Consider the following 12,907-nt stretch of genomic DNA (forward strand, 5'->3'; position numbering starts at 1 on the left):
CATAAGTTGTCAACGATCGTAATTAAATGTGGTGGAAGTGTATTAAACGAATTGTCTTCTAGTTTTTTTGATAGTATCAAAGAAATGAAGAAGAAAGGTTATTCTGTGGTGCTTGTTCATGGTGGAGGACCAGACATAAATGACATGCTTGAGAAGCTAAACATTATGCCTGAATTTGTAAATGGATTAAGGAAAACAACGAAAGAAACATTACAAATTGCTGAAATGGTGCTCACAGGTAAAACAAATCGTAAGTTGGTTGAACAACTAAATGATGTAGGACTCAAAGCTATTGGTCTAAATGGCAGTGATTCTAATCTAATTCAAGCAGAATACCTAGACAAAGCGAGGCTTGGATATGTTGGTAAGGTCCAATCGATTAATAAAGACCTCATACAACTAATGGTTGAATCGGGACATATACCTGTAATTACACCAATTGCGATAAATAATCAAAACGTAAAACTAAATGTAAATGCAGATTACGCAGCTGCTGCGGTTGCGATCGGTTTAGAAGCTGAACAGTGTTTGTTTGTAACAGATGTGGATGGCATTCTCGTAAATAATCAAGTGAAGAAAGAACTTAATAAGCGTGAAGTTAGTGAATTGATTGAAAACGGTACGATATATGGTGGTATGATTCCTAAAGTAGAGTCAGCGTTGTCAGCGATAGACATGGGGCTTAAGAGCGTAATGATTGTAAATGGTAAAAAAGGATTTTTTGAGAATGACCAATGGCTTGGTACTCAGATTTGTAGAAAGGAAGGAATTCTTCAATGAGTGGTCTTTTTCCAACATATGCAAGATGGGAAGTGGAGCCGGCTAAGGCGATCGGTTCCTATTTATACGATAAAAATGATAAAAAATATTTAGATTTTACTTCTGGCATCGGAGTTTGTAACCTTGGGCATCAGCCGGAAGCCGTGAAAAAGGCTGTGCAAATACAACTTGATCAATTCTGGCATGTATCGAATCTGTTTCCTCAAGAAAAGCAAGTGCTTGCTGCAAAAATGCTGGCTGATGCCGCTGGATTAGAGGCAGTATTTTTTGCAAATAGTGGTGCTGAAGCCAATGAGGGAGCAATTAAACTCGCAAGAAAAGCAACGGGAAGAACAAAAATTATTACTTTTCAACAATCCTTTCATGGAAGAACGTTTGCGACAATGTCAGCAACTGGTCAAGAAAAGATAAAAGAAGGCTACGGCAACATGCTCGAAACATTCGTTTATGTTCCGTATAATGATATCACATCTCTAAAGGCTGAAATGTCTCATGAAGTGGCTGCAATAATGCTTGAAGTCATTCAAGGTGAGGGCGGTATTCATGTTGGTGAAGAGGCATTTCTTAAAGAAGTAGAGAATCTTTGTAAGGAATATGGTGCGTTATTTGTTATTGATGAAATCCAAACAGGAATAGGAAGAACGGGAAAGCCTTTTGCTTTTCAACAGTACGATTTATCTCCTGATATCGTGACTTCAGCAAAGGGATTAGGTAGTGGATTTCCAATCGGCGCAGTAATCGGTACAGAGAAGCTAGTAAAGTTTTTTGGACCGGGAAGTCATGGCTCAACGTTTGGAGGTAATCCAGTTTCCATTAGTGCTGCGATAGCTACGATGGAAGAAATCTTTGCTCCCGAATTTTTAGAGTCAGTTGTTCAAAAGGGTGAATACACGAAATCTTTACTTGAACAGGAATTAAAGGATATTTCTGTTGTGAAGGAGATTCGCGGATCCGGATTAATGATTGGTGTTGAATTACAACATTCGGTAGGTTCACTTCTAAAGGATTTAAGAGAAAGCGGATTGTTAGCATTACTAGCTGGTGAAAATGTTCTCCGTCTTCTGCCACCATTAACTGCCACAGAGGAACAAATAAATGAAGCGGTTCATATAATTAAAGCGGTCTTACACAAATCATATATAACAGCCTAAATGGCTGCTCTTTTTTACAATGTATTGCATAAAAATTAAGTTTTGGATATAAATATTCACAATTTACGAGGTGGAACAATGAAAGCATATGTGCATTTAAAAAGTGGTGACACGTTCGAAGGAAAATGGGTTGTCAAAACAGACAATAAACCAGTGTCCGGGGAGATTGTATTTTATACAGGAATGACTGGGTATCAAGAAGTATTGACTGACCCTTCATATAAGGATCAAATCATCGTATTTACGTATCCTCTAATTGGTAACTACGGGATAAATCTTGAAGATTTTGAAAGTAAACAACCACATGTTGCCGGGGTCATTGTATATGAGGCTTGTATGAATCATTCTCATTACCAAGCTAAATACTCGATAAGTGAATATTTACAAAAATGGGGAATTCCACTAATTGAACACGTGGACACGAGAGAAGTTGTAAAACAAATCCGTAACGAGGGTTCAATGCCTGTCATGATTAATACAGATTCTGATAAACCACAATCCTTCGAGCTCGGAGAAATGGAAAAGGTATCGAAAGTGTCTTCAACACAGATCTCAACGGAAGGGCAAGAAGGAGATTTTCATGTCGTATTAATGGACTTTGGAAATAAAAAGTCGATTCAACAATCGTTGTTAAAAAGGGGTTGCAAGGTAACAACCGTTCCTTACAATTGCTCCTATGAAGAAATAAAAAAGCTTAATCCGGATGGTATTTTATTGTCCAATGGACCTGGAGACCCAAAGCATCTCAAACATTTATTACCTAACATCTCAAAGGTCATTAAAGCATTTCCGACCCTTGGAATTTGTTTGGGTCACCAACTAGCCGGGTTAGCTTTAGGAGCAGATACAAAAAAATTATTGTTCGGACATCGTGGTGCGAATCATCCAGTCATGGATAAGGACACGAAGACTGTATTTATGACCTCTCAAAATCATAGCTATTATGTAGATGAAAAAAGCTTAGCTGGAACGGGTCTTAAAACTCGATTTTATAATTTACATGATTCAACGATTGAGGGATTTTACCACGAAAGCTATCAGCTAATAACGACACAATTTCATCCTGAAGCAAACCCAGGTCCTTCAGAGGGTGAATATATATTTGATGAATTTTTGCAATTAATTAAAGAAAATAACGGGAGTCAAGTTGCATATGCCTAAAGATCAATCTATCACATCCATATTAGTCATCGGTTCGGGACCGATTATCATCGGGCAAGCGGCAGAATTCGATTATGCAGGCACACAAGCCTGCATGGCCTTAAAAGAGGAAGGGTACCGCGTTATATTAGTAAATAATAATCCGGCTACCATTATGACAGATAGTCATTTTGCTGATGCTATATATTTCGAACCGCTTACAGTAGACGTTATCGAGAAAATTATTTTAAAAGAACAGCCAGATGGGTTACTTGCTACGCTAGGTGGTCAAACGGGACTTAACCTTGCGTTTCAATTAGCTGAGCATGGAATTCTTGAGAAATACGGAGTAAAGGTTCTTGGTACCTCCATTGAGTCAATTAAAAAAGGTGAGGATCGTTCCGCCTTTCGTCAGTTAATGCACGAACTTGGAGAGCCTGTTCCAGAAAGTAAGATCGTTCATACGGTTGATGAAGCAGTTAGCTTTTCAAAAGAAATTGGTTTCCCCATTATCATTAGACCTGCATACACTCTTGGTGGAACAGGTGGAGGAATTGCATCAAATGAGGAGGAATTCCTCCAATTGGTCCAAGGCGGACTTAAGGAAAGTCCGATTCATCAATGCTTAATTGAAAAAAGTATTGCTGGTTTTAAGGAAGTTGAATATGAGGTAATGCGTGATGCTTCAAATACGTGCATTATCATTTGTAATATGGAAAATTTAGACCCAGTCGGAATCCACACAGGTGATTCAATCGTTGTTGCTCCTTCTCAAACATTAACAGACGAAGAATATCAAATGCTTAGATCTGCTTCGATAAAAATCATTTCCGCGCTTGGTATCGTAGGTGGTTGTAATATCCAATTCGCCCTTGATCCGGTAAGTAAGAATTATTACTTAATTGAAGTAAATCCTCGGGTAAGTCGTTCTTCTGCACTTGCTTCAAAAGCAACGGGTTATCCAATCGCGAGAATGGCTGCTAAGCTTTCAGTAGGTTATGAGTTGTCCGAATTAATTAATCCTGTAACAGGTGATACGTTTGCAAGCTTTGAGCCTGCATTGGATTATGTTGTTGTTAAGTTCCCTAAGTGGCCATTTGATAAGTTCCCAACCATTGAGAGAAAGTTGGGTACACAAATGAAAGCAACGGGTGAGGTAATGGGTATTGACCGTAACTTTGAAAGAGCACTATTAAAAGCCATTCGCTCACTCGAAATTAAGGTACAGGATTTAGAGATGTCCTCCTTAAAAACATTAAGTAAAGAACAATTATATGTAGAACTTGCGAAACAAAACGATGAGCGCTTTTTCATCTTAATGGAGCTAATGAGACGTGGAGAAGAAGTAAATACGCTGCATGAATTGACGAAGATTGATTTCTTTTTCCTGTACTATATGAAGAAGCTTGCACAGTTCGAAAAGGAAATTTATGAAGCAACACTCCAAACTGTTACTTCAGAGCAGTTACAGCTTTTTAAAGAAAAAGGATTTAGTGATCTTTTCCTAGCTAAAGCTTGGAATGTAACGGAAGCTGAATTAAGAGAAACACGTAAGAAACACAATGTTTTGCCTGCTTATAAAATGGTAGATACCTGTGCTGCTGAGTTTTCTGCCGTTACGAATTACTTTTACTCCACTTATTTTGGGAAAAATGAACAAATTCCCTCAGATAAAAGAAAGGTAGTCATCGTTGGCAGTGGGCCGATTCGAATTGGGCAAGGAATTGAATTTGATTACTGCTCCGTGCATGGAGTGTTTGCTTTAAAAGACGAAGGAATAGAAACGATAATGATCAATAATAACCCTGAAACGGTTAGTACAGATTTTGCCACAGCTGATCGTTTGTATTTTGAACCGTTAACTGTTGAAGATATCTTGAATGTGTTAGAAGCAGAGCAAACAAACGAGGTTATCATTCAACTAGGCGGTCAAACAGCGATAAACCTAGCGGAAGGTCTTGAACAAGCGGGAGTAACTATTTTAGGTACTGGTTCGAAAGTTATAGATATCCTTGAAGAAAGAGATAAATTTTATCAACTTCTTGATGAACTAAAGATCCCAAGACTAGAAGGCCAATTTGTAAACAGTGTTGAGGAGCTAAATCAGGCAGCTAATTCCATTGGTTTTCCAATCCTCATTCGCCCTTCTTATGTAATCGGCGGAAGAGGTATGGTCACTATAAAGGAATCAAGTGAGCTTCAAGCATTTATTGAAGAGACAGATTTACAGTTCCCATACCTTGTTGATCAATTTCTACCAGCAATAGAAGCAGAGCTTGATCTTGTCAGTGATGGAGAAAATGTTCTCGCTCCAGTGGTGATGGAACATATTGAACGAACAGGCGTCCATTCCGGTGATAGTTTGTCTGTATTGCCTCCTCATACTTTATCGAAAAAAGTACAAGAGAAAATGCTTTCTTATGCAACGAAAATTACTACTCATCTTAAATATAAAGGTCTTCTTAATATACAGTTTATTATTGATCAAGAAGATGTATATGTGCTAGAAGTTAATCCACGTGCTAGTCGTACCGTACCAATTATAAGTAAGGTTACAGGTGTACCATTAGTTCAAATTGCGACAAAAATATTGCTTGGGAAATACCAGTTGTCGAAAAATGATGAGTCATTGAATTTAAATGATCTCCCATTTATTTGTGTAAAGTACCCGGTGTTTTCAAATTATGCGTTAAAAGGCCTAGATTCAAAGGTGAGTCCAGAGATGAGATCAACTGGGGAAGGGATAAGTCTTGCAATGACTTATGAGGAAGCCATGAAGAAATCCTTCCACACGTTGCTGAAGTACCGACCAACTGGAAAAATAGCGGTAAAACCAAGTTATATGTCAGACATCAAACAAGCTGGAGTAGATGAAGAAGCAATTATAGAAGCAAATGAATTATCGGCAAACAAAGTAAAAGAAGAGTCAATTATTGCTTATTACAACCCTGATCAAGGACTTGAAGACAAAAATGTAAGGGAAACAGCTACGAAAAATCGTGTTCTTACATTTACAGAAGAAGAAACATTAGTAGCTTTTCTAGCTGGGCAAACAGTAAAGGAATTTACCGTTCATTCGCTTAATGAATGGTTATCAAAGAAAAAAGAGGTGAAGCTTACATGATCTCGGTTAAAACCAATGAGAAAAAAGCTGACTTAAAGGATATGTTAACATTAAAGGATTACTCTTCAGATCAAATTAATGATCTTTTATCAAACGCGATAAAAATTAAAAATGCTTTTAAGCTTGGAGAGTCTTATACGCCACTTAAAGGAAAAATTCTAGGAATGATATTTGATAAGTCTTCCACAAGAACCCGTGTATCATTCGAGGCAGGAATGATTCAGCTTGGTGGGTCGGCAATGTACTTAAACGGAAAAGATTTGCAAATCGGAAGAGGGGAACCGATTTCTGATACGGCGAAGGTGCTTTCAGAGTATATTGATGGAATTATGATTCGTACTCATTATCACCATACGGTTGAAGAACTTGCTAAGCATGCGTCAATTCCAGTCATAAATGGATTAACAGATATGTATCATCCATGCCAAGCACTTGCTGATCTTCAAACGATATTGGAATGTAAAGGCTCATTAACAGGTCTGAAAATTGCCTATATTGGTGATGGCAATAATGTAGCCCACTCCCTCATCATTGGAGCTGTAAAAATGGGGATGCATATCGCTGTCGCAAGTCCAGCTGGATACGAACCAAATCCGGAGATTGTAACGTATTCGAAAGAAATCGCTGAACAAACAGGTGGTTCCGTGACGATTACAAACGATGCTGTTGAAGCAGTAAATCAAGCGGATGTTGTGTATACGGACGTTTGGACGAGTATGGGGCAAGAGGAAGAAAATGAAATTCGTCTAAAAGCATTTACCAATTATCAAGTAAATACAGACCTCGTGAAGCATGCGAAGCCTGACTATTTATTCATGCATTGCTTACCTGCTCATCGTGGGGAAGAAGTTTCCCACGAGGTAATTGATGGCGAGAACTCAGTTGTTTTTCATCAAGCAGGTAATCGACTTCATGCACAAAAAGCGTTATTGGTTGAATTACTTGGATAAAAAAGGATTCCTGCGATTTCGCAGGGATTTTTTTATTTGGGTAATACTATAATCGACCATTAGAAAGGAGTGGGATTATGGGACAAAACCATCGTTTTCGTTCAGGTGATAAGGCACCAAATAATGGTGTCTATATAGAGATTGGTGATACAGGTTCTATGGTTTCGAATCCGAAAAAGATTAAGCTAAAAGCAGGCGAACGCTTCCCAGAATCAACAAATGACGAGCGCCAATGGACATATGCTCCAAAGTACACTCATAACTAAGCAAAGCCATCCTACATGGATGGCTTTACTATGTGAAAAATGGATTATAATAGAAAATGAATAAAGGTCAAAAATGGTCAAAGGAGGAGCCTTATGGATTATCAATCAATGACTGAGCGGGTGCAGGTGGCGTTTTCGGAGGCTCAAGCGCTAGCCAGAAAATCAAACCATCAAGAAATGGACGAAGCTCACCTTTTTATGTCTCTTTTCAAAGAGAAGGATAGTTTAGCAACTATGATAATAGAACGTCTTGAGCTTTCGGTGGATCCGTACTTAGAACAGTTGGAACATATACGAAAGAGAAAGCCGGAGGTAGTAAGCGGAAATACACAATCAAATATATATATAACGTCTCTCCTTCAAAAGCTTCTCCTCGAAGCAGACAAAGAGAAGGATGCATTAGAGGATCAATATATGTCTGTTGAACATTTATTGTTAGCTGCAGCCAGCATACAAGAAACGGCATTTAGTCAGTACTTGAAGAAACATAAAATTACTAAGGAAAGATTATTTGAAGTTATTTATGAGATTAGGGGGAATCAAAAGGTGACTTCACAGAATCCGGAATCAACTTATGATGTTCTAAATAAATATGGACGTGACTTAGTAGAAGAAGTAAAAAAAGGAAAGATTGATCCTGTAATTGGACGGGATGCGGAGATAAGGAATGTGATTCGAATTTTGTCTCGAAAAACGAAAAATAATCCAGTATTAATTGGAGAGCCAGGTGTTGGAAAAACAGCTATTGTCGAGGGGCTTGCTCAACGAATTGTTAGAAAGGATGTACCGGAAGGGTTAAAGGATAAAACTGTTTTTTCGCTTGATATGAGTGCTTTAATCGCAGGTGCAAAATTTCGAGGTGAATTTGAGGAAAGACTGAAAGCAGTTTTAAATGAGGTAAAGAAGAGTGATGGTCGGATTCTTCTATTTATCGACGAGCTTCATACAATTGTAGGAGCTGGAAAAACAGAAGGAGCAATGGATGCTGGGAATATGTTAAAGCCGATGCTTGCTCGAGGAGAACTGCATTGTATAGGTGCAACAACTCTTGATGAACATCGAAAATACATTGAAAAAGACCCTGCACTAGAACGTCGGTTTCAGCAGGTGGTCGTTCAGGAACCGAATGTGGAGGATACCATTTCTATTTTGAGAGGACTAAAGGAACGATTCGAAATTCATCATGGAGTAAATATTCATGATCGAGCAATCGTTACAGCAGCTATTTTGTCTGATCGGTACATCACAGATCGCTTTTTACCGGATAAAGCGATTGATTTAATTGATGAAGCTTGTGCCTTAATTCGAACTGAAATCGACTCGATGCCAACCGAATTAGACGAAGTAGCTCGGAGAGTCATGCAATTAGAGATAGAAGAAGCCGCATTAGTGAAAGAAGAAGATAGTCAGAGTAAAGAACGCCTTCTTATTTTGCAAAAGGAACTGGCAGACGTAAGGGAAAAAGTCGCTACAATGAAGGCGAAGTGGCTTTCGGAAAAAGAAGAAATTCATAAGGTCCAAGAAAAAAGAGAACAAATAGAGAAATTAAGAAGAGAGCTAGAAGATGCGGAGAACAAATATGATTTAAATCGTGCAGCAGAACTTCGACATGGGAAAATCCCGACAGCTGAAAAAGAGCTCGAACTGTTGGAGGAAGAAATGAATTCGAAGCAAGGGGAACGATTGCTTCGTGAAGAGGTTACAGAGGAGGAAATCGCCAATATCGTCTCTCGTTGGACAGGAATCCCTGTTGTAAAGTTAGTTGAGGGAGAAAGAGAGAAGTTGCTTCGGCTAGAAAGTATTTTACAAGAGAGGGTAGTTGGGCAATCCGAAGCAGTCGAGCTTGTTTCTGATGCCGTATTACGAGCTCGGGCTGGAATTAAGGATCCCAATCGACCAATTGGCTCATTTATTTTCCTAGGACCAACTGGTGTTGGTAAAACAGAATTAGCAAAAGCACTTGCGCAAATATTATTCGATAGCGAGGAACAAATCATTCGAATCGATATGTCTGAATACATGGAAAAGCATGCTGTTTCAAGATTAATTGGTGCTCCTCCTGGATATGTTGGTTATGAAGAGGGTGGACAGCTTACAGAATCGGTGAGAAGAAAGCCTTATTCAGTAATTCTACTAGATGAAATAGAGAAGGCTCACCCTGAGGTTTTTAATATTTTATTACAAATGTTAGATGATGGAAGAATTACTGATTCTCAAGGGCGAACGGTAGATTTTAAAAATACCATTATTATTATGACATCCAATATTGGCTCTCATATATTGTTAGAAAACCAATCAAATAAGCATGAAGGAAAGGAAAAAGTACTTGAGTTATTAAGAGCTCATTTCCGACCTGAATTTTTAAATCGAATTGACGAAATTATTACCTTTAACCCTCTAGATTTATCAGCTATTAAGGAAATTGTTAGCAAATTAATAAATGAATTGAGTCTGCGAGTTAAGGAACAAAATATACACGTGGAAATATCGGATGAGGCAAGAGAGTATATAGCTACACATGGATTTGATCCTGTATACGGTGCTAGGCCGTTAAAAAGATATATACAACGAAATATTGAGACCCTGTTAGCTAGGGAAATTATTTCAGGTAAGGTAAAGGAGAAAAATACTGTACAGATCGAATTGGTAGACGGTAAAATAAAATTAAATATCCTTTGATCAATTAAAAAGTCATCCCTTGAATATGGATGACTTTTTTCAAACCGTTTTATTAAGATTAATGTGTTTCATGACCAGCTGGCTCATTCGGTAAAACAGCACCAATTACAATAATTAGTACCGTAACAATCACTCCAACTATGGCACCGGTTTCAAAATGGAATGCAGCTCCAATCATCGACGAAACAACGTATGAAAGCATTTGTACTAATAAGAACGTCCAGAAAAATGTCCAAAAGTAACTCATTTTTTTCACCTCTTACATATTGAAATCTTCATTCATCTTACCATATCACTATAAAATAATAAATGAATAATGACAAAACAAGGTAGAAATTTATCAGTCAATTCACCGAATATAGGCTAATCTCCCTTTCATTTTAAATAATGATTCATACATTATTATGGAGCAAAATGACGTTGAAGGAGTTTTTAGTATGGAGAACCGAAACTTTAAACTGGATACCGAATGGAATATGATTCATTATCCCGAAAAACCACGCGGTTTCGGTATCTTAATTATTGGTGACGAAAGGCATTTTGTTGATGAGAAAAGTAGTTTTTGGACGCAAAATGAAGGGAAATGGACACTCATTCAAAAGCTCAGAGAAACAGGCTATACGGTTTTTTATTCTAACCTCTACGGAAAGCATTGGGGTTGTGAAAAGGCCGTTAAGCTAGCGAAAAGACTCTATGAGTATGTTATCCGCACTGAAATAATTAATGAAAATATTCATATTTTAGCTGAGGGTATGGGAGCGCTAGTTGCTTTAAAGCTGATTGATATGATGGAGGAAAATATTCGTTCAACGGTTCTTATCAACCCTATTCTTTCTTTAAAAGATCACTTAGATCAAGAAAAGGAACATAAATTCTTTTATAAGAAGCTTATGAGAGAACTGTCTCAATCCTACGAACAAGAGCATCATCAGATCGTCGAGTTGCTGATCAGTGATCAGGGTGACCGACATGTGAAACCGAAGACCCCAACGAAGATCATTCATGTCCTGTCCGGAAATCGTGCATATAAACAATCCAATTTACTAAAAGAATTGTCAGTGAAGTGGGAGGATACGAATGCACCAGTTACGGTGTGTTATATGTTGCCAGAGAAAAAGCAACAAATCGCTCAACAAGTTACAAAATTTTTAAAACAGCATGAAAAAGTACTGTAATGAAGAACTAAGAATAGTGGTGACTCCCTGTGCATATACTGGTATATCGAGTAACAGGGAGGCTTTTTTTATGGACAAGGTACTTGTACTTGGAGCTTTGGAGGAGCTCGGATTTGAAATGACTGCTTTACTTTTAGAAGAAGGCTATGAAGTCAGAGGGATACATCTCCAAACAGGACATGAAACAATCTATAATGAGAGAAGAATGGAGATTGGGAGAAATGCGAATTTTGAAGAAATAGGTCTAAATGATTGGCTTCAACAAAGTGATTTTAATACAACATCAACTTGGGTATTTCTGAATAACTATGACGAAAATGTAAGGCATGTTTGGATGAAAAATAGTAATCTAAAAAGGAAGTTACAGACCCTTGCTACAAATTCTAAAAACTTAAAATGTGTAGTTATTCACCCTTTCACAGAGTGGGAAAAACGGAACGACAATGAGTATGATGGAAATGTAATGTGTTTTTTTATATCATTATTCCCTGAAGCATATGAGAGAATTGAGTTTTCTTCCATTTTTAGAGCAATAATGGACATCGTTGAATTACGGTAAAAAAATTACTTTTCATTCGTTATATGTTAAAGGTAGAATGTAATAGATAAATAGTAAGTAATGGACTTTCATATTTTTCGTTGAGTGTCCTTTTGAAAGGCGGAAAAGAAAATGCATAAGATGTTTGTTCGGGTTGGATTGTTACTTCTTTTAAGCCTTCCCTTCCTGACAAGCTGTGGACAACCTATGTCTTCTGGCGAGCTTAAAAAGGTTGGATTATTGGTACCAGATACAATCAACGACCAGGTTTGGGGGACGAAAGGTTATAAAGGAATGTTAAAAATTCAATCCCGATTTAAAGTGGACGTTTATTATAAAGAGGACATGAACTCAGAGGTAATCGTTGAAAGAGCGATAAAAGAGTTTGACCAAAAAGGAGTAAATCTCATTTTTGGACATGGCAATGAGTACGGTCCTTATTTTAACAACTTAGCAGATAAGTACCCTGAGATTCATTTCGTGAGTTTTAATAGTGATGCTCAAATGGAAAATACAACGAGCTTAAACTTTGAAGCATATGCTATGGGTTTTTTTGGTGGAATGGTAGCAGGGAAGATGACAAAAACCAATGAAATTGGGATTATTGCTGCATATGAATGGCAGCCAGAAGTAAAAGGATTCCTTGAGGGAGCTCAATACCAAAATAAGGATGTATCTGTACAAATTGATTATGTTGGCCATTGGGATGATGATGATAAGGCCTTAACCTTTTTAGATCATATGTTAAAAAACAAGGTGGATGTCATCTATCCAGCAGGTGACGGATACAATGTGCCAGTTATTGAGAGAATAAAAGAAAATGGTTTGTATGCAATAGGTTTTATTTCTGACCAGTCAGATTTAGGGGAATCCACGGTTCTTACTAGCACCGTTCAACATGTAGATAGACTTTATGAATTAGTTGCTGAAAAATATAGCAAGAATGAGCTGCAAACAGGAAACCTTTCCTTTGATTTTCAAGATAATGTGATATCCTTGGGTAAGTTCAGTCCTGAAGTGGATAAAGAATTTGAAAAAGAAATAACCGAATTAATAACAAAGTACAAAGAAACGGGTAAATTGCCAAATCAATAGGAGGATTTT

At 37.7% G+C, this 12,907-nt stretch carries 11 protein-coding genes; 10 read left to right on the top strand and 1 reads right to left on the bottom strand.

The features are described from left to right. The first annotated feature begins 6 nt into the window (after positions 1 to 6). The 7 genes from argB to clpB all read left to right on the top strand — a co-directional run bounded on the left by argB (position 7) and on the right by clpB (position 10,090). Positions 7 to 780 carry an acetylglutamate kinase gene (gene argB / locus ACFFHF_RS07780; RefSeq protein ID WP_160546410.1) on the top strand — a complete coding sequence of 258 codons (774 nt, stop codon included), beginning with the start codon at positions 7 to 9 and terminating at the stop codon, positions 778 to 780. Then, positions 777 to 1,931: an acetylornithine transaminase gene (gene argD / locus ACFFHF_RS07785; protein WP_160546409.1), complete on the top strand. Its 1,155-nt coding sequence runs from the start codon at positions 777 to 779 to the stop codon at positions 1,929 to 1,931. Before argB ends, argD begins: the two co-directional genes overlap by 4 nt. A gap of 78 nt (positions 1,932 to 2,009) precedes the next feature. Then, positions 2,010 to 3,092 carry a carbamoyl phosphate synthase small subunit gene (locus tag ACFFHF_RS07790; RefSeq protein WP_160546408.1) on the top strand — a complete coding sequence of 361 codons (1,083 nt, stop codon included), beginning with the start codon at positions 2,010 to 2,012 and terminating at the stop codon, positions 3,090 to 3,092. Further along, positions 3,085 to 6,195 (top strand): carbamoyl-phosphate synthase (glutamine-hydrolyzing) large subunit, encoded by a 3,111-nt coding sequence (carB, locus tag ACFFHF_RS07795; RefSeq protein WP_160546407.1) that lies wholly within the window; start codon positions 3,085 to 3,087, stop codon positions 6,193 to 6,195. The genes ACFFHF_RS07790 and carB overlap by 8 nt, the downstream gene beginning before the upstream one ends. Further along, the gene (gene argF / locus ACFFHF_RS07800) at positions 6,192 to 7,145 is read left to right on the top strand and encodes an ornithine carbamoyltransferase (RefSeq protein WP_160546406.1); all 954 of its coding nucleotides are present in this window, start codon (positions 6,192 to 6,194) and stop codon (positions 7,143 to 7,145) included. Before carB ends, argF begins: the two co-directional genes overlap by 4 nt. 77 nt (positions 7,146 to 7,222) lie before the next feature. Beyond that, positions 7,223 to 7,411 (top strand): YjzC family protein, encoded by a 189-nt coding sequence (locus ACFFHF_RS07805; RefSeq protein ID WP_160546405.1) that lies wholly within the window; start codon positions 7,223 to 7,225, stop codon positions 7,409 to 7,411. 93 nt (positions 7,412 to 7,504) lie between these two features. Continuing rightward, positions 7,505 to 10,090 (top strand): ATP-dependent chaperone ClpB, encoded by a 2,586-nt coding sequence (clpB, locus tag ACFFHF_RS07810; protein ID WP_160546404.1) that lies wholly within the window; start codon positions 7,505 to 7,507, stop codon positions 10,088 to 10,090. A gap of 58 nt (positions 10,091 to 10,148) precedes the next feature. Here the strand turns inward: clpB and ACFFHF_RS07815 are convergent, their stop codons facing one another. After that, positions 10,149 to 10,337: a DUF2929 family protein gene (locus ACFFHF_RS07815; RefSeq protein WP_160546403.1), complete on the bottom strand. Its 189-nt coding sequence runs from the start codon at positions 10,335 to 10,337 to the stop codon at positions 10,149 to 10,151. 190 nt (positions 10,338 to 10,527) lie between these two features. Here ACFFHF_RS07815 and ACFFHF_RS07820 point away from each other — a divergent pair, with 190 nt between their 5' ends. The 3 genes from ACFFHF_RS07820 to ACFFHF_RS07830 all read left to right on the top strand — a co-directional run bounded on the left by ACFFHF_RS07820 (position 10,528) and on the right by ACFFHF_RS07830 (position 12,898). Further along, on the top strand, positions 10,528 to 11,265 hold the full coding sequence (locus ACFFHF_RS07820; RefSeq protein ID WP_160546402.1) for a hydrolase: 738 nt from the start codon (positions 10,528 to 10,530) through the stop codon (positions 11,263 to 11,265). Between the two features lie 70 nt (positions 11,266 to 11,335). Then, entirely contained in the window at positions 11,336 to 11,824 is a 489-nt protein-coding gene (locus tag ACFFHF_RS07825; protein WP_160546401.1) for a hypothetical protein, read from the top strand. A gap of 120 nt (positions 11,825 to 11,944) precedes the next feature. Continuing rightward, entirely contained in the window at positions 11,945 to 12,898 is a 954-nt protein-coding gene (locus ACFFHF_RS07830) for a BMP family ABC transporter substrate-binding protein (protein WP_446694997.1), read from the top strand. Positions 12,899 to 12,907: the final 9 nt, after the last annotated feature.

The sequence above is a fragment of the Robertmurraya beringensis genome (assembly GCF_042433785.1).
GTDB lineage: Bacteria > Bacillota > Bacilli > Bacillales > Cytobacillaceae > Robertmurraya_A > Robertmurraya_A beringensis.

What these genes read in the sequence shown, in the direction of transcription:
- ACFFHF_RS07790 (WP_160546408.1), top strand. Translation starts at nt 2,010, where the DNA reads ATGAAAGCATATGTGCATTTAAAAAGTGGTGACACGTTCGAAGGAAAA.
- ACFFHF_RS07805 (WP_160546405.1), top strand. Translation starts at nt 7,223, where the DNA reads ATGGGACAAAACCATCGTTTTCGTTCAGGTGATAAGGCACCAAATAAT.
- argF (WP_160546406.1), top strand. Translation starts at nt 6,192, where the DNA reads ATGATCTCGGTTAAAACCAATGAGAAAAAAGCTGACTTAAAGGATATG.
- ACFFHF_RS07830 (WP_446694997.1), top strand. Translation starts at nt 11,945, where the DNA reads ATGTTTGTTCGGGTTGGATTGTTACTTCTTTTAAGCCTTCCCTTCCTG.
- ACFFHF_RS07825 (WP_160546401.1), top strand. Translation starts at nt 11,336, where the DNA reads ATGGACAAGGTACTTGTACTTGGAGCTTTGGAGGAGCTCGGATTTGAA.
- clpB (WP_160546404.1), top strand. Translation starts at nt 7,505, where the DNA reads ATGGATTATCAATCAATGACTGAGCGGGTGCAGGTGGCGTTTTCGGAG.
- carB (WP_160546407.1), top strand. Translation starts at nt 3,085, where the DNA reads ATGCCTAAAGATCAATCTATCACATCCATATTAGTCATCGGTTCGGGA.
- ACFFHF_RS07820 (WP_160546402.1), top strand. Translation starts at nt 10,528, where the DNA reads ATGGAGAACCGAAACTTTAAACTGGATACCGAATGGAATATGATTCAT.
- argD (WP_160546409.1), top strand. Translation starts at nt 777, where the DNA reads ATGAGTGGTCTTTTTCCAACATATGCAAGATGGGAAGTGGAGCCGGCT.
- ACFFHF_RS07815 (WP_160546403.1), bottom strand. Translation starts at nt 10,337, where the DNA reads ATGAGTTACTTTTGGACATTTTTCTGGACGTTCTTATTAGTACAAATG.